Genomic DNA, 23,103 nt, shown 5'->3' with positions numbered 1-23,103 from the left:
AAACAATCATTAAAAAGGGAGCACATAGCGTGCTCCCTTTTGTTTTATTTCACTAATGACTAACTACCAATCATTAGTTGTTTGGGTCTATGTCTGGTAGTCCATCTAAGTCGTTGTGATGATGGTGTTCATCATCTTGGTTGTGGTTATTGGCTGCATCATGGTGTTCAAGTGCATCCGACATATCCAAATGCGTTTGATCGTAATCTGCAGCATGTTGTTGGTCGACTTGTGCAAGCACTATGTCCATGTCAGCAGGCTGATCGTGCCCCGTGGTAGGCGATGCATTCGGCTGAATACCTAGAGCATCCAAATAATCCGCAGCACCATGGTGGTCAGTTTTCTGGTCTGGCTCCTGATGAGCATGCTGAGATAAATCTAGAGAGGTGTCTTCACTTACAGTAAACGTGAAGTCCTCGTGAGAGGCGATCTCTGGCTCGTCATGCTGAACTGGCGGTGGTGGAGGTGGAGCCGGGTGAGATGCGTGGACAATAGGTGTGATCGTCATATCAACAACCTCAGTTCCAATCGTAAGTTTACCACTATGCCCTGGTCCATGGCTGAGAATTTGAACGTTCACGTGGGCAACTACCTCATCCTGACTTGTCCCTTGTAGCGCGATTTCGAACTTATCTTCATGCTGGCCAATCCCTGAAGCACTGCCATGTGGTCCCGTGTGGACTTGTGCTTGCTCTTGGTAATGTAAATGACCGGTTTGAGGGTCAATGGTTAACGTTCCATATTGCCCATGATGGCTTGTTACATACTGACCATTAGGTAGATGGATACGCCAACCGTTTTGCGCCGATGGGACAGGCGTTTGAGATGGGACAAGAGGTGGAACACCAAGTGTACCGGACACTTGATGACTTCCTGATGGTGGTTTAACAACAATCGGCTCTGGGATTGCACTGGCGGCAACACCTTGGCTACCCGCTGTATTTCCGTGTTCGTCTGTCATGGTGACTTGCACTTGAGAGCCTGGGTTTACTTCAATTTGTAACCCATGCTGGAGTGTATGAGCATCCAGCACGTGATCTTGTCCATTAACAACGAGATGTTCGCCAACCTTAGCATCACCCGGTGGGGTAATTGTCGCAGTGACTGTATTGGGGTGCCCGTGGGCTATTTCTGCTTTGCTGTAAAGCCCATCGGGTCCAGGGTTTTCAAAGGTAATTGTCGGCAGGCTAACATGAGTATCAACGCTGAATACCTGGGAACCTGTCGTCGCACTGCCCACATTCCCTACGGCATCGGTGGTTATAATGGTGGCTTCTATTGAGTGTATCGAGCCAGACTGACCATTAGCATAGCTAGTATGAATATTAGCATGTTCCAATACATTACCAGCCACTGGAATAGAAAAATGTCCACTCGAATCAACTGAGCCTGTGAGTGATGAAATGGTTGCACCGTTTATCTTCAAGCTGACGATATCACCTGCTTGGTAATCGCCAGTTACTGTTCCGGTTATCGCGATAGTTTGACCAGATTCAACAGCATTGAGCACGTTATCTTGTGTCACTGAGTCAACTGCAATATGTGGAATCGGACTCTGCGTATCAACTAGCAGGTGGGTCGAAATGCGAGGCGTCGAATTACCTGCCGTATCAACGGTACCAACTTGTATTGAGTAATCGCGATCGGTCGTCATTATGTTTTGATGTATAGAAGTACCTAGAGTTAATGACCACGTACCATCTGGTTTTACCGTTGCATCATAAAAGTGTTTATTGCCGATGACGACATAGACGACATCCCCTGGTGCTATGTTGGATGTCGTGCCGGTGATCACTAATGGTTGGTTGTTCTCTGCGGCATTTAATGCGTTGTCCTGCGATATCGGGTTTACTGTGATTGTGCCGGGTGTGGTGTCCAAGGTGAAGCTAAAGTGCGTCACTGGCGATACGTTGCCTGCGATATCAGTCTGTCTTACCTGTAGGTCATTAACCCCCTCAACTGGATTGAACACAGCTGTCCAAGTGTGTCCGCCGTCATTCGAGTATTCTACTTTTGCTCCTGCTTCCGTTTGAATTGTAAGTTGAGAGTCTTTAGTGATTAAGTCTGGGGTGTTAACCGAGTGTCGCCCAGTGTCGTTGCGCAAAGAGACCGCTGGCGCAGCAATCGTATTATCGAGTGTGAAAGTAACCGAAGTATCAGCGGATATATTTCCTGCGGCGTCAGTCTGTCTCACGCTGACCGTATTTGAGCCTTGTTGAGGAGTGAAACTTGATGTCCATGTGTTTCCGTTGTCGGTCGAGTACTCAACGGTTGCGCTTGCCTCTTGCCCAGTGATAGTTAATGAACCATCGCTAGTAATCAAATCAGACGAATTACTTCCTGTGTCATGGGTTAACGAGACTTGTAGCGGTGCGACAGTAACATCTGCACTCGGAGCGGTAGCATTCGTGACAGTTGATGTATTGCCATTCTTATCGGTAATATTGGCTGTAATTGATGCCCCGGGAGCGACTTCTATGTTGACGGATTTAGCCAAAAATTCAGCGTCGGTGATTTGGTGAGATTGTCCGTTAATCGTCAGCGTATCTTTTGGATGTGCGTCAGAAGGTAAGTGAATAGTACTGGTAATGGTACTCGCAGCACCTGATGCAACTTCGGCTGCGTTATAAAGGTTATCAGCGCCAGTACTTTCAAAGCTGATAGTAGGCGCGGATGCATGAGTATCAACGCTGAACCGATCAAAAGTGCCTGCGTAACCAGATGCGGTGCTATTGCCAGCTTTGTCAGTTGCTTGAATATATGCCGTGTAACTGTGGTCTGGCAAATTAGTAGCGTCAACCGAGTAACCACCTTTTCCATCTAGCGTCGCGTGTAAGGTTTCAATAATGGTGCTTCCGCTTTTGATGACGATATCAACGCTGGTGGTATCTGGAGAAACAGTACCGCTAAATGTCGGCTGATGGGTAGTTTCTGTTTTTAAGTTGACGTTTGAAATGGTTGGCGCTGTGTAGTCAACTTCAACGGGTAGGGACGCACTACTTTGATTACCTGCTACATCGGTAGAAGACACTGTTAAAGTATGTTTACCCTCAGCAATATCCGATGTGGTCAGCTGATAAACACCACTGCTATTAGCTGTTCCAGTAGCAATCACTTTCCCTGTTTCGTCGGTAATGGAAATTGCTGAGTTTGCCTCAGCCGTACCGGTGATTATCGGGGTATGAATGTTCGTAAGATCGTCGGTTGTAGAAACTCCCGAGTCAGTTGACGCTTTCAAATCAATGGAAGGCGCAGCGATTTGATCATCATAAGTAAACGTTAGAGATGTTGGAGTGGATACATTTCCAGCAATATCAGTTTGTCTCACGCTAACCGTATTTGAGCCTTGTTGAGGGGTGAAACTTGATGTCCATGTGTTTCCGTTGTCGGTCGAGTATTCAACGGTTGCGCCTGTCTCTTGTCCAGTGATAGTCAATGAACCATCGCTAGTAATCAAATCAGACGAATTGCTTCCTGTGTCATGGGTTAATGAGACTTGAAGCGGTGCCACTACAGTATCAACATGCAATGGAAGAATGGATGATGTTGCTGGTAAAACTGAAGAGGGAGCTAACGCTTTGGCAGAAAGAGTATGATCGCCATTCGATAAGCTGCTTACCGCCACGCTATACTGCCCCGAGCCATCAGATACCGCATGTCCAATAGGTGTTGAGCCATCATAAATAATGACTTGTGAGTAAGGAATATCCGTGTGCCCGGTGACTGTCGGTGTGCTGTCTTTAGTGAGGTTATCGGTATCGGAAGTACCAGTATCGCTAGATTTCGCTAAGTCGACGGTGACTGCATTATTTGGCGGAGTGTTTGTTCCTGCTGGTAAACTTGGTTGCGTTGTCGTTACCAGTGGATTGGAAGGCACAGAGGTTGAAATCGTCGGTGATTGTCCTGGCACAACTGAAACATGACCGTTGGCATCAAAAGTGATGAACTTCGATGACTCCCCGCCGTGATTGTCAGACACTTTTACTTCGAACACATCGGCGCCGTGATATGTGTGCGTAGTTGCGTTGTAACTCATCCCAGCAACCGAACCGTTGGCTGTATACACATACGCGCCTGAATCCGGGTCAACCGATAGCGAACCGAATTGACCTGTTGAATTGACGGCAGAGAAGGTGTGAGTGTCTTTCACGTCAACATCAGTTTCGGTCAGTGTACCTGTTGTTGGAGTTGTTTGGGTTACTGATAAAACGGGAGCATCATTGGTGCCATTAATAGTGAGAGTAATCACATGTGGCGTCCCATCTTTAGATTGGATAGTGACGGTATCCGTGAGCGTTTCACCTGCACCTAGACTTTGAACTTCTGGCTTACGGTTATCGATGTAATAGTGCCATCTTCCTTGTTGATCTATTTCTAACTCACCACCAAGTGCGGATCGGTAGGGTGCCCAGTTAGGATGTGAGGGAGCGCTGATCAGCGTGTGGTAATCAAAGCCTGATTCTCCAGCATCTGGGTCAACGGCTGTAAGGTGGCCTTTAGCTTCTAATTTATATGAATAATTGCCTTGTACAGAAGAGTGAACATTTTGGTCTTCGGTGACAGAGCCAAAGTCTTTCCCCGTAATTTGTGCAGCATCGTTAACCGCGTCGATATGTAATGTGTTGGTTGCTTCTGCAGAGCTAGCATGTCCATCATTGACGGTAAATTTAAACTGAACATCACCGTTAAAGTCAGTGGCTGGGACAAACTGGAGTTTGGCGATATCGGCAGTCGCGATACTTTGACCAGCAGTGATATCGTGCCCATTGAGTACAAACTTACCTTGAGCCGCGGGTGGCAGGTCAGTGATTGCGATAGAGTGTAACGTATCGCCTGTATCGATGTCGGTGAACCCGAATTGACTTGCCTGCATTTGATAGTGTGTATCTTCCGTGCCATGGGCAAGAGTGGTTGCCGATACGGTTGGTATATCGTTGGTTCCTACAATCTTAATATCAATAACATGATAATCACCGCCAACAGTATGCACGTTGTATTGGACATGCTCCTCTTGCCCAGCAGCTAATTGCTGAATTTGGCTGTTGTTAACGGTATAGGTCCAGGAGCCATCTTTGGAAATATTAAGACCACCGTGAACGCCACTGTTAAATGGATCATGGCGTTTGCCCACATCCGTTGAGAATGCAGATTGGTCGTGGTCAGGATCGAGGGCACTCAGTTTCCCTGATATGATCTCGACAGGCGTTGAAGAACGATCTTCATACACATCGGGATTTGAGATGACAGATATCGTTGCCTTGTCATTACTCCCTTGAACTAGCACTTCAATATGTTTGGTTGCGGTTGAGCCATCAGTAGATATTGCAGTGATATCAAAACCTTCTGCCTTAGTCTCACCTTGTTGCAGTGCATTGGCCTTTGAATGGTCTAGGTCATAATGCCATTGTCCATTGCTATCAATATGAAGCGTACCGTAGGCGACAGTAGAATCGCCAGCGCTGAATGTTACGGAATCTTTACTGTCGGAATCGTGCGCGAGTAGGGTGCCTGAAATAGAGGTAACCTTGTCTTCAATAGCCGTTCCCAATGCGGCCGTTAATGCGTCAGGCGTATCAATAATCACATGATCATCAGTGCCTAAGATTTTGGCTGTCAGCGGGATTCGTGTTCCATCTGCGGTGATCAGAGTAATCGTATCAGTCAGTGAATCGCCATGACTCAGTGATTGAACTTCAGTATGACTATTATCCGCACTGTAGCTCCATTTATCGTGGCCATCGGTTGAATGAGTGAAGTTGAAGGTACCGTGGGCGCCTGCAAGGTTCATCGCGAAGTTTGCTGGTACCGTATGTTTAACGCCGTTGACCTCTATTTGAGTAACTTTCGCTTCCGATGGCGAGTCAATATCGTGAATATCGAGGTTTTTCCAACCTGACCATAATTCATTGGTGCTTGTCCCCGATTTTAGATGATCTTCAGTCACAAAGTTGGAGGCGAGTGTCGGTTGCAGTGTGGCAGCATCATTGCTCGGTAACAACGTGGTAGACGCGCCCGTATGAGTAACCCCACCATGAGTATCTTTGACGTCATAAGTGAAATGCACTTTACCGTTGAAATTATGGTCTGGAGTGAAGGTAAATGTACCATCTTTGTTGTCGACTAGAGTGCCGTGATCCGCACGCAGATTGGCGATAGAGAGTTGCCCCGCATCGTTAGTATCCACATCGACAGTATTTGCAAGCAACTCAGTTGTTGTGATGGTTTGTGCGAGATCTTCTTTTCCGCTGTTGAGCTGAACTTCTGAAGAGCAGTACGGGCGGTCATTGTCACCATGAATGGTGATATGAATGTCGTGAGTGGTACCATCAGCCGATTTGACGGTAACAGTATCGGTTATCGATTCCCCTTGACCGAGATGGTCAATTTTTCTACCCGTCGCGTCTTGTCCTATGGAAGCGTAGTAGCTCCAATCTCCGTTACTCTGGAGTATCACATGTCCGTGTGTACCTTGGTAAGTGCCTGTTTTAGCATGGCTCTCACCGGAGTCTGGATCAACAATGTTCAAGTGGCCATCAGTGTGTATTTCATCGTTCCATATTTTACCGATGTTTCCATGCATATGATCTGGTGAACGATCATCGACGTATCCGCCAGACATAGAACCGTCCGGCGCTGTATAGGTATGTCCTTCATGAACATTTCCAGTGTCGCGGCCTGTGAACTGTGCAGCATCGCTAACCGCATCTATATGCAATGTATTCGTTGCTTCTTGTGAATCGACATGTCCGTCATTAACCGTGAACTTAAATTGAACATCACCGTTAAAGTTTGGCGTAGGGACAAACTGAAGCTTAGCGATAGCGGAGGCTGTGATGCTCTGACCTGCGGTGATATCGTGTCCATCGAGAACAAACTTACCTTGAGCCGCTGGTGGCAGGTGGGTGATCGCGATAGAGTGAAGCGTATCGCCAGTGTCAATATCAGTGAATCCGAACTGACTCGCCTGCATTTGATAATTTGTGTCTTCCGTACCGTTGCTAAGAACGACCTTTGTGACTGTCGGTGCGTCATTGGTTCCGACGACATCAATATTTAAGTCGTAAGCGGTACCATCAAAGCTGTGTACTCGATAGGTAACCGTTTCAACTTGCCCTTGCGCTAGGTGTTGAAGAGCCGCGTTGTCGACGCTATATCCCCAATTACCCGCGCTATCAATTCGAAGCATGCCACCAAATGGATCGTGAATACGAGTCTCACCAAATTGACTGTATTGGAACTTATCTTCGCCGCTGTCTGGGTCGATGACTTGAAGTTGACCGTTAGCTAATTCAGTCGTGGTGCCGTTGTTGTGCGTTGCATGTGGCCCATCCTCAATAACACTTCCGGTGGTCACTTCAGAGATAATGGCTTTGTCTGGGGTCGCTGCGAGAGTGGTATTCGCACCAGTGTGGGTGGTACCTCCATGAGCGTCTTGCACATCATAAGTGAAATGAACTTGACCGCTATAGTCTTTGGTTGGCGTGAAAGTATAGGTACCATCATGGTTGTCTTGAATCGAACCATGATCAGCATGCAAATTAGCGATAGTGAGCTTGCCTGCATCGTTGGCGTCTACGTCAACGGTATTTGCCAATAACTCGGTTGCTGTAATGGTTTGAGCTAGGTCTTCCTTACCTGAATTGAGCTGTACTTCAGAAGCGCAGTAAGGGCGGTCGTTGCTACCGTGAATCGTAATGACAATATCGTGCGACGTGCCATCTTTAGAATATACGGTAATCGTATCAGTCAGAGTTTGATTTTCACCAAGTTGGTCGATGGTTGTTCCTCGGGTGCTTGCGAGACCACCAGTGCTACGAATTTGCCCCGTATCAGCGTGATAAAACCAAGTTCCGTCTTTTCGAAGAAGTAGATCACCATATTGACCAGAGTAGTTAAAACCAAGTCCGTGTGTATCAAACTCCGCCTCACCTGTGTCTGTGTCGGCAATAGTGAGCTTACCACTGGCGTCAATTGTACTTCGAACTAAGTGAGCCATGCCCGGTTGAGCATAATCTGGGGACATGTTCTGTCCAGCATTACCTTCGGTTACGTCACCCGTGTCGACACCGCCAATAACGGCAGAGTTATTAACCCCTGTAATCGTTATTGAGAGGTTTTGTGTGCTGCTCGCATTATGTTCGTCTGTGACTGTTACGGGAACAGTCAGCGTTTTCGTGACACCTGATGCTAACGATTGATAACTAGAGTGAGCTGGGTTGAAGCTATAACTGCCGTCCGGGTTAACCACCAAACCATCAATTTGAGGTGCGCTGTAAGTCAGTGTTGCGCCTGTATCAATATCGTGACCAACCATTTGTCCATTTAGCACGCTTCTGCCTTCAGTCACTGAGTGTGACTGTGCATTGATGGTAGGAGCGTCGTTGGTACCATGAACCGTTAGCTCTATCGTATGCGTTGTACCATCTGCTGAGCGTATAACGGCTGAATCGTGTTTCACTTCACCTTGCGCTAAGTTCTGTATATTGCGGTTGTCGAGGGTATAGGTGTAGTGACCGTCGCGCATTAGCAGTATGTGCCCACCCAGTTTGGTGTCGTAGCCATAACCTTGATAGGTTTGTGGGCCAATATTTGGATCAAATTGAGCCTCTCCCGCATCAGGGTCTTGGATGTTTAACTTGCCGTCGTAATGTAATTGGTAGTGAGTATCTATATAACCGCGATCCTCTGTCACTCCCCGTAAGTTTGCATTGGTTTGTGCGTCGGTAATAATCGCATTATCTGGAGTTGCGGTGAGATCGAACTTAGCCTGAGTGCTGACGCTACCACCATGGCCGTCAACGACGTCATAAGTGAGTCGAATTTCACCGTTAAAATCTTTGTCTGGCGTGAAGGTATAAGTGCCGTCTTTGTTATCAGTCAGGCTACCGTGTGTGGCTTGTAGATTCGTCACATGCAAAACATCGCTACTATCAACATCGCTTGCATGCGTTAGCAAATCAGAAGCTTTTATGGTTACAGGTTGATCTTCTTTGCCCGCAGGAAGCTGAGTCCACGCACTGACAATTGGTTTGTCGTTACTACCTTGCACATCGATAACGATTTTATGAGGAACTGTTGCTCCAGCTGAATCGGTAGCGGTGATCCAGAATGATTCAGACTTATGATCACCAGCCGCGAGTTTATCCGCGGTACCGCCGGTCGAATTGTCTAGCTGATAGTGCCAATGACCATTCTGATCAATCGATAGTGTTCCCCATTGGCCTTGAGGTTGATTGACTGCCCACGTAATGGTGTCTGATTTATCTATATCAGTTGCGATTAAACTCCCTGTCGCATCGGGGGTTCCTGCCGTGCTCAACCCCTGTTCGATCACTGAGCCACTCGAAGTACCGGAGATAGCAGGGCGGTCATTGGTACCGTTAACTGTGATCGTGATTTGATGTGGCGTACCGTCTGCCGAATGAACGGTAACCGTATCGGTGGCCGTCGCGCCTTTGCCCAAGGCTTGCACTTTAGGATTGGTGTTATCGAGATCGTAAGTCCACGCACCATTATCTTTGAGGTGGAGCGTGCCTAAAGCACCAGCAACATCTGTATTGGAGAAGTGCTCTTCACCGGTATCGACGTCAGTAATCATCAATGTACCGGATGTTTGTAGCTGAGTTTCTTCCTTTACTGAGCCGGAGCTAGTACCACTAATGACGGCTTTGTCATTGGTTCCGTTAATTGTGACCGTGATTTGATGTGGCGTGCCGTCTGCCGAATGCACGGTAATCGTATCAGTGGCCGTCGCGCCTTTGCCCAAGGCTTGCACTTGTGGATTGGTGTTATCGAGATCGTAAGTCCAAGCCCCATTATCTTTGAGGTGGAGCGTACCTAAAGCACCGGCAACATCAGTATTGGAGAAGTGCGCTTCACCAGTATCAACGTCAGTAATCGTTAACGTTCCGGATGTTTGTAGTTGAGATTCTTCCGTTACAGCACCGGAGCTAGTACCACCAATTACAGCTTTATCGTTAGTTCCGTTAACAGTAACTGTGATTTGATGTGGCGTGCCGTCTGCCGAATGCACGGTAACCGTATCGGTGGCAGTCGCGCCTTTACCCAAGGCTTGCACGGTTGGATTGGTATTATCGAGGTCGTAAGTCCACGCACCATCTTTGTCGATGGTTAATGTACCTAGATGGCCATTAACTTGAGAGGCTTGAAAATGATCCTCTCCAAGGTCTGGGTCAGTTACCGAAAACTGGCCCTGTACCTGAGTTGTTAGGTCTTCTATAACCGAGCCTGCATCCACACCGGTGATAACCGCATTGTCATCGTTACCACCAATCGTCATGTCGATGGTTTGTGGCGTGCCATCTTTTGTGTGGATTGTGAAACTTTCATGCAATGAGGTCGCCCCGGTCAACGCTTGAACGTTAGAAAGCGAGTTGTCTACTTGATACTGCCAGTGTCCATTCGCGTCTATGGTTAATGAGCCATATTTCCCTGAGATAACTTCTGGGGTTACCGAACTTTCATTTTGGTCAGGGTCAATGACGTCAATCTTACCGTTTGCATGGAGTAAACCTTGTGAATCGACATTGTGGTCTTCGGTAACGACCCCTGTTAAATCACCAGAAATACTTGGCAAGTCTTGGTTACCCGTTACCGGTATCTGAACAACGATGCTCGCGCCATTAGATAGGTGTAACGCAAAGTGATCTGTGCCTTGCTGGTGTTGGTTCAGCAAGATGTATTGAGGTGAGTTGGGGTTTAGAATGAACGTGTATTGACCGTTTACATCGACATGAAGCTCTCCGTACGTTCCCTTGATGACTTCTGGAATAAAAGTGACGGGTGTAGTTGGTGTAGGAGGTGTGTTTGAATGAGTTGGCTGACCGTTACCTCCTGCTGAAATGGTTGGCATGGAGACTGAAGGGATGTAATGAACCTGCGGGTGTGAAAGCGTCGATAGGTGATGAGAAGGAACTAAATGCGTGTTTGTCCCATGAGGATCCTGGTTTTCAGTGGTATTAGAGCTTTGTTGGCTCTTATTTGTTTGAGTCGCTTCTGAGGGAGCCGCACCTGCGTGTTTATCGACGATGGTTTCATCTGCAACAGGAGTTGTCGCCGCTAAATCCATGTCATGGATAGAATCACCTGACCCCTCGGTAGCTTCAGCGTGCTTAGTCAACGATGGTAAGATCATCATGAGAGACTGGAAGAGTGGAATGTTAACCCTCAGGTGTGAATGTAGTCTGAGCTTTTTCTTCTTTGTTGTTTCTTTTGGCTTTAGCTCGCTGCTTTTTTCATTCTCTATTTTTGTATTTTTCTTGTGTGTTTCGACGTTGTTGTTTTTAGCCATTTTCTCATCCGTGAATCTTGGTTGCACTTTCTTAAGTAAAATACACAGATAGAGGTTTCGCGAGGTAATCGGATAATTTTTAAAGAAAATTTCCTTAAATCAAACGACTCTCTCACTTTAGTGTAAGACGTGTTGAATAATCCTTAGTCAATTAGTTAAAAATTTCATCAATTAGTTAAAGATAACGCTTAACAAGCTTGACCTTACCCTAAGGGTAACCTTTATAGTCGTCTTATAAATTTAAAGGTTAGCTATGACAAACACACTCCGAACAACTTGGATTACTGTTTGCAGCATCATTGCGATGTTGATGTCTAGCTATGCCTCAAGCTCATCAGCCATGATGACTGACATCATGATGATGGATATGAGTTCGGGAAAATCGGCTTGTTACCACAACGATGCGTCGACTAACGACTCAATGGCGGGATGCCATGTGATGAGTGAAGAAGTACACGCTGAACACTCTAATATGAGCGCCCATGATTTGATGGCTCAATGCGATATGTCTTCAATGAGCGAAGACGGTAGTCAGATGATGGGTAATCATTGTTCGAGTGCCGATTGCTGTGCCTCAGTGTGTTCTGCAACTTCTTATCCAATTCAGGCTGTTCAAGCCGCTAATCCATATGTCTCTTCTTTAGCTCGTTTTCAATCTGTCATTATCGGGCAGAAAGTCGCACGCGCTCAATCTCTGTTACGCCCGCCCACCGCATAAATCTATATCTAAAAACATAGCGATATCAGAGTCATAAATCTGATACGCCAATCTTTTATATGCGTTATTTAACGCTAGATATGGATATTCATTGTGAATATAAAACCAACAACCTCCGTGTTTGGAATAAACGCGAGTGCTGTGGTCGCTGCTGCCTTTGTTTCGAGTGCTGCTTTTATTTCAGCCAGTGCTTTCGCTGCTGCGCCTGCTTCAACACACGCTGATCAACAGAGCTCAACACAGCAACTCAATACATTGATTGAGATAGCATTGAACCAAGACAGCAATCGCAAACAGTACTTTGCTCAGTCTCAAGCGATGCGTGAAACCGGTATTGCGAGCGCTACCCTGATGGATCCAAAACTCAAAGTCGGGTTCGGTGGATTACCCGTCGATAGCTTTCAATTCGACGAAGACCCGATGACCAATATCTCGGTCGGTCTGATGCAGCAATTCGAGCGTGGCGATACGCTAGACCTCCAGCAGAAGAAAGCAGGTCAGCAAGCGGACGGATTAGCGCTTCAAGTTCAGGCTCGTGAACTTACCGTTGCCAATAGCATGACGCAGTTATGGCTTGAATTGGGTTATCAACAAGTCGCTGAAGGTGTGATGCGTGAAAACCGACGCCTTTTGATTGAGCTAGAGAACTATGTGCAAACCAATTACTCGATAGGTAAGAGCGAAGCGCAAGATCTGCTTAATGCTCAGCTTCAAGTCAGTAAGCTTGATGAAAAGCTGCAGGCCAACCAACAAGTTCAACGCCGTCTCATCTCTCAACTGTCTGAGTGGTTAGGATCAGACTGGTTAGGGGCTCAAGCGAATAGTTCTCAGACTCTTGAGCCTCACGCTCTTGATCCTGAAGGCATGCTTCATGCGACTAATCAAATTGATTGGTCGTTATTGGAAAGTAAGTTAGCGACCAACAACGATGCAACCAAGCACTATCAACTGTTGATGGTGCATCCGCTCGTTAAGATCACGGACGCGACTATCTCATCTAACCAAACTCAAGTAGAACTGGCTGAGCAAGCTTATACGCCGCAGTTTGGTGTGGAAGTGATGTACGCCTATCGACAAGCGAACAATATGGCGGGCGAACCTGCTTCTGATCTTGTGAGTGCTTATCTAACGGTCGACATCCCTCTGTTTACGGGCAACCGACAAGACAAGAACTTGTCTGCGGCTCAGTACCAAGTTGGCGCAGCTAAATCACAGAAAGACACCTTACTTTCCCAAATGAACGCGCAAGTGAATGCATTATTGGTGGATAAGGCGAACCTCACCCAACGTCTAGAACGTTACCAAAATTCCTTATTACCTCAGACGACGGCACGGATCAGCGCTGTGGAGCGAGGCTATCAAAACAACACCGCACAATTTAACGATGTGATCTCTGCAACGGCAGACGAGCTTGCTCTAAAGCTAGAACAACAGCGTTTGATTACTGATCTCAACATCGTGAATAGCAAACTCGCGTCACTCGTCAGTGGCTTTGATTATCAAGTGGCACAACCACAACTTACCGCGACAAACCATCAATAAGGAACAGACAATGAAATCAGTAAAAGTAGCAACAATCGCTTTATTGGTCGGTGGTGCATTAGGTTTTGGTGCCAATCACTTTCTCTTTAATTCAACTCACGATATGTCGGCTATGGCTGCTTCTAGCGGGACAAGTTCAGCAGCTAGTTCAAGTGATGACCCTCTTTATTGGGTTGCGCCGATGGACCCAAATTATCAGCGTGACAAGCCGGGCAAATCGCCAATGGGTATGGATTTGGTCCCGGTTTATGCCGATGACTTAAGTGGTGGTTCAGACAAAGCCGGAACTGTGTTTATCGACGCCTCTGTGGAAAACAACCTCGGTGTCAAAACAGCAAAGGTAGGGTTGGAAGCTTTGTCGCCACGCATTGAAACCGTTGGTTATGTGGCATTCGACGAGAGTGCATTGTGGCAAACCAACGTTCGCGCTGCAGGTTGGGTTGAAAAGCTGTATATCAATGCGGTTGGTGAGAAGGTAAACAAAGGCGATGTACTGTTCACGCTTTATTCCCCTGAACTTGTTAAGGCGCAAGAAGAGTTGCTGAGTGCCTACAAAACCGGTCGCAAAGGACTGATTAAAGGATCGACTGAACGCTTGATTACCTTAGGCGTTGATAAAGCCCAGATTCGATCTATCACTCGCCAAGGCAAGGCTTCACAAACCATTGAAATCAAAGCGCCTGCTGATGGTGTTATTGCTAGTCTCAACATTCGTGAAGGTGGTTATCTTTCTCCTGCACAAGCGGTAATCAGTGCGGGGCCACTAGGCGAAGTGTGGGTCGATGCCGAATTGTTTGAACGTCAAGCGCATTGGATATCGACAGGTAGTAATGCCGAGATGACACTCGATGCGATCCCCGGTAAAGAATGGCAGGGAACTGTCGACTATGTGTACCCGATCCTTGACCCTAAAACACGAACCTTGCGTGTTCGTTTAAAGTTCTCGAACCCAAATGGCGAGCTCAAACCTAACATGTTCGCCAATATTGCACTGAAACCCATCAGTGACGACCAAGTTCTTACCATCCCAAGATCTTCGGTTATTCATTCCGGCGGTATGACTCGTGTTGTGTTGTCTGAAGGGGAAGGTAAATACCGTTCGGCACGCATTGAAGTAGGGCGTGAAGCGGGTGACAAGATCGAGGTGTTGCAAGGGCTCACACAAGACGAACGGATTGTCACGTCAGCGCATTTCATGCTGGATTCTGAGTCTAGCCAATCAGCGGATTTGTCACGAATCAATGGTGTAGAAGAACAAGCAGACACAGCTTGGGCAAAAGGTGAAATTGCAGATGTTATGCAAGGCAGCCGTATGGCAACCATCAATCACCAACCCGTTCCTGAGTGGGATTGGCCGGGCATGGTCATGAACTTCACCTTTGCAGAAGGCTTGGACATTAGTCAACTTAAACGCGGACAAGTGGTTGATTTTGAGATGATGAAGACGGAGTCAGGCCAATACGAAGTGGTTGATTACAAGGTTAATGAACATCAAATGCCAGGTGAAGTGTGGGTGAAGGGCAACATCACCATGTTAATGCCTGATTTCGGAATGATCACAGTGAATCATAAGCCAGTGCTAGAATGGGATTGGAAAGCCGGTGAGATGAATTTCCAAGCCAGTGATGACCTTGATTTATCCGAGTTTTCTGAGGGGCAAACCATCCGGTTTCTAGTGGCAAAGCAAGGTTCAGAGTATGTACTTAAATCTATAGAAGCGAGTGAGGGCAAACTATGATCAATGCAATCATTCGTTGGTCCATCAGTAACCGATTCTTGGTTTTGGTCGCCACTGTTGCCATCGTGTTCGGTGGGTTATACAGCGTTAAAAACACGCCTGTTGATGCTATTCCTGATCTCTCTGATGTTCAGGTGATCATTAAAACTAGTTATCCGGGTCAAGCGCCACAGGTCGTTGAGGACCAAGTAACGTATCCACTCACTACGGCAATGTTGGCTGTGCCTGGAGCCGAAACGGTTCGTGGTTACTCGTTCTTTGGCGATTCCTACGTCTATATCATCTTCAATGACGATACCGATATGTATTGGGCGCGGTCTCGTGTGTTGGAGTACCTCAGCCAAGTGGCACCCAATTTACCACCAAACGCGAAACCAACGCTCGGGCCAGATGCAACCGGTGTGGGCTGGGTTTATAGCTATGTTCTACAAGACAAAACCGGTAAGCACGACTTAGCCGAACTTCGTAGCCTGCAAGACTGGTTTTTGAAGTATGAACTGCAAACCGTTGAGGGCGTATCTGAAGTCGCGACGGTAGGCGGTATGGTGAAGCAGTATCAAGTACAGATTGATCCTGCCAAATTACGTGCTTATGACCTGACGCTTCAACAAGTTAACAAGGCAATCCAAGATGGTAACCAAGAAACAGGTGCCTCAGTGGTCGAGATTGCTGAAGCGGAGCACATGGTTCGCACTACGGGTTACCTGACGAGCATTGAGGATATTCAATCACTGCCATTAAAAGTAACCGACAAAGGCACACCACTGTTATTGGGTGATATTGCTGACATCAACCTTGGACCACAGATGCGTCGTGGTATATCAGAGCTGAATGGTGAAGGTGAAGCGGTTGGTGGCGTTATCGTGATGCGCTTTGGTGAAAATGCCAGTGAAGTGATTGATTCTGTTAAGAGTAAACTTGCAGAGCTACAAGCTGGTTTACCTGATGGGGTCGAAATTGTAGCGACCTATGACCGTTCAACCTTGATCGATTCTGCGGTTGAGAACTTATGGAAGAAGCTGGCAGAAGAGTTCATAGTGGTCGCGATTGTATGTGCGCTGTTCTTGTTCCACATCCGCTCATCATTGGTGATCGCGCTTAGCTTGCCTGTCGGTATCTTAGGTGCGTTCATTGTTATGCATTGGCAGGGCATTAACGCCAACATCATGTCCCTTGGCGGTATCGCTATTGCGATAGGTGCGATGGTCGATGGTGCGATCGTAATGATAGAGAATGTCCACAAGCACATCGAGCGAACGCCTCTGACCGATAAAAACCGTTGGCAAGTCATTGGTAAATCGGCAGAAGAGGTGGGTGCGCCACTGTTCTTCTCACTGATCATTATTACTTTGAGCTTTGTTCCAGTGTTCGCGCTAGAGGGCCAAGAAGGCAAGATGTTCTCGCCACTTGCGTTCACTAAAACCTATGCAATGGCGGCTGCCGCCGGTCTGGCTATCACGCTTGTGCCAGTGCTAATGGGTTACTTCATTCGTGGAAAGGTGTTACCTGAACACAAGAACCCAGTGAACCGCAGCTTAGTTGCAATGTATAAACCATTGCTCAACTTAAGCCTCAAGTATCCAAAAGTGATGATTGTGATTGCACTGGGTTTGATGGCTTCAGCGTATTACCCAACCAGCAAACTTGGTAGTGAGTTCATCCCTCCCTTGGATGAAGGTGACTTGATGTACATGCCGACGACTTATCCGGGCATTTCGATAGGTAAGGCGCGTGAACTGCTTCAGCAAACCAACAAGTTAATCAAAACCATCCCAGAAGTTGAAACTACATGGGGCAAAATCGGTAGAGCTGAGACAGCAACCGATCCCGCGCCACTGACCATGATTGAAACGGTTATTCAGTTGAAACCTCGAGATGAGTGGCGTGACGGTGTCACCACAGAGTTGCTGCGTAAAGAGTTCGATGATCTGATTCAGTTCCCGGGTTTAACCAACGCGTGGGTAATGCCAATCAAGACACGTATCGACATGTTAGCGACCGGTATTAAAACGCCAATCGGAATCAAGATAGCAGGACCTGACTTGAGCGTTATTGAGGATATCGGATCTCAACTGGAACCTATCTTAAATGGTGTGAGTGGTACCGCTTCTGTGTATGCCGAACGTGTGGCTGGTGGTCGTTACGTCACGATAGACATCAAGCGCCGCTCTGCCGCTCGTTACGGATTAAGTATTAAAGAAGTGCAGCAGGTGATCTCCACGGCCGTGGGCGGAATGAATGTCGGTGAAACCGTTGAAGGGCTTGAACGTTACCCTATCAACGTCCGCTACCCGCAAGATTACCGTGATTCTGTCGTTAAGCTGCAGAACTTGCCACTCGTTACGCCTAACGGTGCCCGTATTGCGCTTTCTGATGTCGCGGATATCCGCTACGAAGATGGCCCACCAATGATCAAAACCGAGAATGCACGCCCTAATGGTTGGGTATTCGTGGATATTGACGGTCGTGACCTTGGTTCTTACGTGGCAGAAGCGCAGCAAGTGGTTGCCGAGCAAATTGTATTGCCTGCGGGTTACTCGCTTGCGTGGTCTGGTCAATACGAATACATGGAACGGGCAAAAGACCGCCTAAGTGTGGTCGTGCCTATCACCATCGCCATCATTATGTTGCTGCTATATCTGAGCTTCCGCCGTGTCGGTGAAGTGATGGTGATCATGCTGACATTGCCGTTAGCCATGGTTGGTGGTTTGTGGTTGATGCATTACCTCAATTACAACTTCTCCATAGCGGTTGGTGTTGGCTTCATCGCGCTAGCGGGCGTTGCGGTAGAGATTGGGGTAATCATGTTGGTGTACCTCAACCAAGCGTGGCATTTCAAAAAGCTCGATGCTGAACAGAACCAGCAAACCCTCCAACAAACTGATCTCACTGATGCCATTCGTGAAGGGGCAGGGCTTCGTGTGCGTCCAGTCATGATGACAGTGCTTACCGTAATCATTGGATTAATCCCAATCATGTACGGAGAAGGTACAGGCTCAGAAGTGATGCAACGAATCGCTGCGCCGATGATTGGTGGAATGGCGTCTGCACTACTGCTCACTCTATTGGTGCTTCCTGCGATATTCAAGCTATGGAAGCAGCGTGAGGTCACTCAGATCCAAAGCGAGACAAGTAAATAACGTACTGATTATAAAAGCCCTTACTTGCGAGGTAGGAGTAGGTAAGGGCACACCACATAAACATATAAAACCAGCAAAATAAACAGAATCAATTTAAGGAAAGACCATGAAAAAGACACTCATTACTATTGCCCTAACAATCACCGCTTCAACAGCATTTGCTGCAATGGATCATTCGATGATGGACCACTCAGGTATGGATCACTCGATGATGAAGAGCGGAGAAATGGACCACTCGAAGATGAATCACAGCATGATGAAAGGTGGAAAGATGGATCATTCAATGATGATGAACATGGACGGTATGTCTGAAGTAGGCATGCCTGCGACGGGGGCAAAACCGGATAAAGTGGTTCATGTTTTACTCAGTGACGATATGACAATCACCTTTAAGAACAAGGTTGAAATTGAGCCGAACGATGTGGTGCAGTTCGTTGTGATGAACACCGGCAAGATCGATCACGAATTTTCGATTGGTTCTGCCGCGGAGCAGTTAGAGCATCGTGAAATGATGAAAAATATGGGGAATCATGCTCATGATTCTGGCAGTATAGTGACAGTAAAACCGGGCAAAGCGAAGCAGCTGCTTTGGCATTTCCATGGAGACAATCACGTAGAATTTGCCTGTAATATTCCAGGGCATGCAGAAGCGGGTATGGTGAAAAGTGTAACGCTTTAGACGTTAATCACTAGGTCTTGGTTTGATTAGAAATTCAATCGGGCTAGGAAATTAAAGATAAGTCTTAACTCATACCAATGCGTCAGTTGAGACTTATCTTCCTTTCTCATCACTGTAAAAGAATCGATGTTTCCAGTAAGTGCTGAGCCTCGCTACTCAGATGAGGTAGCTCTGACATGATTCTCTTAAGCTTATCGTCGATAGACTCCGCTTCACTCAAAGAGCGAAACGCAAGAATAGCTTGCTCAGGCTCACTGCTCACATAACCTTTCAATGTATTAAGTTGAATTTTGTTCGCGTTTTCAACTTTGGACAGGGCGATATTGATTGTCTCAATATTGATAGTTAACTCATTGCTTTTAAACATTTTTATTATTTTATGGTTGTTTCCAGTTGAGCGCACATTAACACAACGATGGATTCGAACATTGACCGAGATTATAAAACTAGAAGAATTCTGAGAGACAGTAAGAGTAGTAAAGGGGGAAACTAAAGGTAGTTTAAGTAGTTAGCGGATTAAGCCTAAGTATTAAAATTATCTTTGAAAATTAGGTTAGATCTGAGGGGATAAATGATGAACTTGAGTTGGAGCGTGCAGCGGGAATCGAACCCGCATCATCAGCTTGGAAGGCTGAGGTAATAGCCATTATACGATGCACGCACACTGTCTTAAGAGTAAGACTGAGGCATTAAGAAGACTTGGAGCGTGCAGCGGGAATCGAACCCGCATCATCAGCTTGGAAGGCTGAGGTAATAGCCATTATACGATGCACGCACATCGTCTTAACGAGTTTGATAATGCCACATCTAACTGAAAACGAAACCTTTTTCTTCCATTTTTATTCTAAGTGCTCGCATAACCACCACTCCGCTAGTTTTTCAATCATGTCTGCTGTTTCGTGGTTGCATAAAGTGTGACTAAACTCTCGTTAAGCACTCTGTACTTAAATGCTATGACTACCGCTAGCTTTGGGTGAAGTTTAATCTTGGTTTATAAACTGCTGCATTGTTTGCTCTTTGCTCTGTATTTAACCTGAAATTTATGAATAATCTCGTTAACACACGCGGGGTTTTTGAGCAGACTTAACGGTCTGTTTATAACAATATGGATGCATATGTTTAACTTGTGAACAATTCTTATTATTCATAGGCTTAATCCTAAATGAGTAGAGTCATTCGTACTTTTGAGTGTTCGAAGAAAAAAGTGACGAATCTAGTTGATAAATTACGCAAAAACCTCGTCATTCCGTCTATCGTCTGGTACATTTGCCGCACATTTTGTTTCCCCTAAAATACCCATGCCTTCTCAGTACCGAATTAACAAAATTGTTGAAATTGGCGATACACTTCACCGCAGTGGTTGTGCTCCTTATAAGCTTGAAAAATATACACAGCATTATGCTAAAAAGCATGGTGTAGACGTAATGATTCAAGCAACACCGACCGCGATTAATTATCAATTTCCTGACGATAACAATGCCGTTATCCTCAAACGTCTAAAGCCAGCTTCAATCAACCTGAGTTTGTTGGCAAATACCATTATTCGTATCAATCAACCAAGCAGTGAACCTGTCCCAGAGCCAGTTGGATACTCTAAATGGATCACCGCACTGGCGAATATGGGGATTCCACCTGCTTATCTGATGTTGGTCGGCAGTACTTTAGAAGCGGTAGGCTTTTCTGCGTTACTTGGGTTGATGGTTTGGGTATGTCAGCAAGTTCTCCATTCACGCCGCGCGATTGCGGTTGAATTTATCTCTGCACTATTAACCGGCATTGCCGTGGCATTTTTGGCAAGCACAGGGCTACCGATTCCGGTATGGGCACTGTGTATAGCCTCGATCGTTTTGTTTGTCCCCGGTTTATCCATAGCCAATGCATTAGAGTGTTTGGCCTTTAACGATTTAGTCTCTGGTACCAGTTTGCTGGGGCAGAGTGCCTTAACACTGATAAAGCTGTTTGTTGGCATCATCATGGGCCTGAATATTGGTGAAGCAGTATGGGGGCAAGCGGTATCCATTGATTACACTAATGCTGTGCCGACTTGGATGCATATTTCCGGCTTGGTGCTGATTTCTGTTTCTATCGGTGTGATGTTTAATGCGCGCCCAACCGATATCCTGTTAGGCTTGCCAGTTGCGGTTCTCGGTATGTGGGGACCATTCTATCTAGGTTTTGATAGTGGCTGGGTAGTGGGTACTTGGGTAACGACAGTATTGATTACGCTCTATGGAACTTGGATTGCGAAGAAGATGGATCTAACGGGTTCTATCTATATTGTACAAGGGATCATTATCTTGGTTCCGGGTAGTCGTGTTCTAGTGAGTGCCAGCCAATCGGTATTTGAGCAGTCTATTTTGCCGATTCCGAGCATCGGTCTATCGGCGCTATTTATGTTCTCTGCGATCGTCGCTGGTCAAATCACAGCGTATTCCATTTATTCACCTAAAGTTGAACGTTAAGCCGCTCTGCTTATCGTAACCCTCTAAACAAGCACAGCTCACTGCTGTGTTTGTTCGTTTTGGGGACACTCTTTCTTATCGCCACTTATCTTGATGTAATTGATCCCATTTATGCTCGCTAACCTTGGCAAGAGCCATTAAGATGAACATAAATTCCATTTAAATGAAGTAGTAACGTATGTCTTTACCTCCTTGTCCGCAATGTCAGTCTGAATATGTTTACCCAGACCAAAATAACTTAATCTGCCCTGAGTGCGCTTATGAGTGGAATCCAGAAGAAGAACGTTTGGAAAGAGAAGCTGCACGAGTGAAAGACGTTAATGGCGTTATGCTAGAGACTGGCGACAAAGTCACCTTCATCAAAGATTTAAAAGTCAAAGGCAGCTCTAGCGTACTAAAAATTGGTACCAAAGCTGTGATTCGCCGCATCAACGAAGGTAAAGACCATCAGTTAGATTGCAAACTGGATGGTGGCGGTGAAATGTTAGTAACTGCGAAGTACGTAAAAAAACAGTAATTGGGATCTCAAAACGACATGGATATAGTCAAAGCCGATTTATCGCATTCAACAGCCTTTCATCATTATGTGAATGCTTGTGCTGAAGATGGGCTTGATATCTACACTGGTATTTCTGATAGCAGTGACGCTTATTTAAAAAGGCGTATTGCTTATTCTAAAGGTGAAGGTTTGCCAGAAGGTTGGACTCCAGCCTCTACCTATTTTTGTATCGACTGTGCCGAGATCCTTGGTGTGATTCGAGTTCGTCATGGAACGACTGATTACATCTATGACGTCATCGGACACATAGGTTATGAAACTTTGCCCCAAGCTAGAGGGCGAGGTGTTGCTAGCTATATGTTGTCTTGGATACAACATCATGCGCTAACAGAAAGCGCTATCATTACTTGTGAAAGTGGCAATATTGCTTCGAAAAAAGTGATTGAGAAGTGTGGTGGTCAGTTCTTGAGTACGTATTATTCAGAGCAAGACAGACACGAAGTATTGCGATATCAACTAGACCCTAAATAAACCTTATTTAAGCAAGACGCCCTAGTTACTTTTGGAGATATTTTGAAGTATTCAACAAGGCCTGCTCAGTCATCAGATTATGAATTTCTGTTCGAGCTTAAAAAGGCCGCGGAGTTCGAACCGATCAAAGCCGTATTTGGTTGGGATGAACAAGTCCAGCGAGATATACACGCCGAAGAGTGGGAAGAAGAAAGACCTGAGATGATTGAATTTCAAGGCAAAGCCATTGGCAGTGTGTTGCTGCAAGATAAAGGTGACCACTTCTACTTTTGTCGATTTTTCTTGCTGCCTGAATATCATGGCAAGGGGATTGGAAGCCAAGTTTTGACTGATTGTTTAGCCCACGCTTCAAAGCTTAATAAGCCAGTAGAGCTGTGTTATCTGCAAGGTAACCGTGTTGGGGAGTTGTATCTCCGATTTGGTTTTGAAATTACCTCGCAAAACGATCAGTTTGTGTATATGTGGCGTAAATAGACACCCATT

11 protein-coding genes and 2 tRNA genes are annotated in these 23,103 nt (G+C 46.3%); 9 read left to right on the top strand and 4 right to left on the bottom strand.

The genetic code is table 11. The features are described 5' to 3' along the window. Positions 1-73: 73 nt before the first annotated feature. Positions 74-11,311 (bottom strand): VCBS domain-containing protein, encoded by an 11,238-nt coding sequence (locus tag L1D55_RS13765; RefSeq protein ID WP_239917803.1) that lies wholly within the window; start codon positions 11,309-11,311, stop codon positions 74-76. A gap of 253 nt (positions 11,312-11,564) precedes the next feature. Between L1D55_RS13765 and L1D55_RS13760 the strand changes: the two genes are divergently transcribed. From L1D55_RS13760 to L1D55_RS13740, 5 genes are all read left to right on the top strand, one after another. Then, on the top strand, positions 11,565-12,029 hold the full coding sequence (locus tag L1D55_RS13760) for a hypothetical protein (RefSeq protein WP_239917802.1): 465 nt from the start codon (positions 11,565-11,567) through the stop codon (positions 12,027-12,029). 99 nt (positions 12,030-12,128) lie between these two features. Continuing rightward, positions 12,129-13,571 (top strand): TolC family protein, encoded by a 1,443-nt coding sequence (locus L1D55_RS13755; protein WP_239917832.1) that lies wholly within the window; start codon positions 12,129-12,131, stop codon positions 13,569-13,571. Positions 13,572-13,581: 10 nt separating this feature from the next. Next, the gene (locus tag L1D55_RS13750) at positions 13,582-15,309 is read left to right on the top strand and encodes an efflux RND transporter periplasmic adaptor subunit (protein WP_239917801.1); all 1,728 of its coding nucleotides are present in this window, start codon (positions 13,582-13,584) and stop codon (positions 15,307-15,309) included. Then, positions 15,306-18,449 carry an efflux RND transporter permease subunit gene (locus L1D55_RS13745; RefSeq protein ID WP_239917800.1) on the top strand — a complete coding sequence of 1,048 codons (3,144 nt, stop codon included), beginning with the start codon at positions 15,306-15,308 and terminating at the stop codon, positions 18,447-18,449. The genes L1D55_RS13750 and L1D55_RS13745 overlap by 4 nt, the downstream gene beginning before the upstream one ends. 106 nt (positions 18,450-18,555) lie before the next feature. Further along, positions 18,556-19,128 carry a cupredoxin family protein gene (locus L1D55_RS13740; protein ID WP_239917799.1) on the top strand — a complete coding sequence of 191 codons (573 nt, stop codon included), beginning with the start codon at positions 18,556-18,558 and terminating at the stop codon, positions 19,126-19,128. A gap of 109 nt (positions 19,129-19,237) precedes the next feature. Here the strand turns inward: L1D55_RS13740 and L1D55_RS13735 are convergent, their stop codons facing one another. From L1D55_RS13735 to L1D55_RS13725, 3 genes are all read right to left on the bottom strand, one after another. Then, positions 19,238-19,495, bottom strand: a complete 258-nt coding sequence (locus tag L1D55_RS13735) for a hypothetical protein (protein WP_239917798.1) — start codon at positions 19,493-19,495, stop codon at positions 19,238-19,240. A 219-nt stretch (positions 19,496-19,714) separates the two neighbouring features. Then, positions 19,715-19,789, bottom strand: a tRNA-Gly gene (locus L1D55_RS13730). A gap of 39 nt (positions 19,790-19,828) precedes the next feature. Continuing rightward, a tRNA-Gly gene (locus L1D55_RS13725) sits at positions 19,829-19,903 on the bottom strand. Positions 19,904-20,426: 523 nt separating this feature from the next. Here L1D55_RS13725 and L1D55_RS13720 point away from each other — a divergent pair. The 4 genes from L1D55_RS13720 to L1D55_RS13705 all read left to right on the top strand — a co-directional run bounded on the left by L1D55_RS13720 (position 20,427) and on the right by L1D55_RS13705 (position 23,094). Then, on the top strand, positions 20,427-21,590 hold the full coding sequence (locus tag L1D55_RS13720) for a threonine/serine exporter family protein (protein ID WP_128165257.1): 1,164 nt from the start codon (positions 20,427-20,429) through the stop codon (positions 21,588-21,590). Positions 21,591-21,768: 178 nt separating this feature from the next. Then, positions 21,769-22,107: a zinc ribbon domain-containing protein YjdM gene (locus tag L1D55_RS13715; RefSeq protein WP_239917797.1), complete on the top strand. Its 339-nt coding sequence runs from the start codon at positions 21,769-21,771 to the stop codon at positions 22,105-22,107. A gap of 18 nt (positions 22,108-22,125) precedes the next feature. Beyond that, entirely contained in the window at positions 22,126-22,620 is a 495-nt protein-coding gene (locus tag L1D55_RS13710) for a GNAT family N-acetyltransferase (protein ID WP_239917796.1), read from the top strand. 42 nt (positions 22,621-22,662) lie between these two features. Continuing rightward, positions 22,663-23,094, top strand: coding sequence for a GNAT family N-acetyltransferase (locus L1D55_RS13705; protein ID WP_239917795.1), 432 nt, complete (start codon positions 22,663-22,665; stop codon positions 23,092-23,094). The last annotated feature ends 9 nt before the right edge of the window (positions 23,095-23,103 follow it).

Origin of the sequence: Vibrio sp. Isolate22 (assembly GCF_022398115.1) — a bacterium.
GTDB lineage: Bacteria > Pseudomonadota > Gammaproteobacteria > Enterobacterales > Vibrionaceae > Vibrio.
The sequence above is the reverse complement of the archived record's forward strand: the minus strand, read 5'-3'. Positions and strand labels throughout refer to the sequence as shown.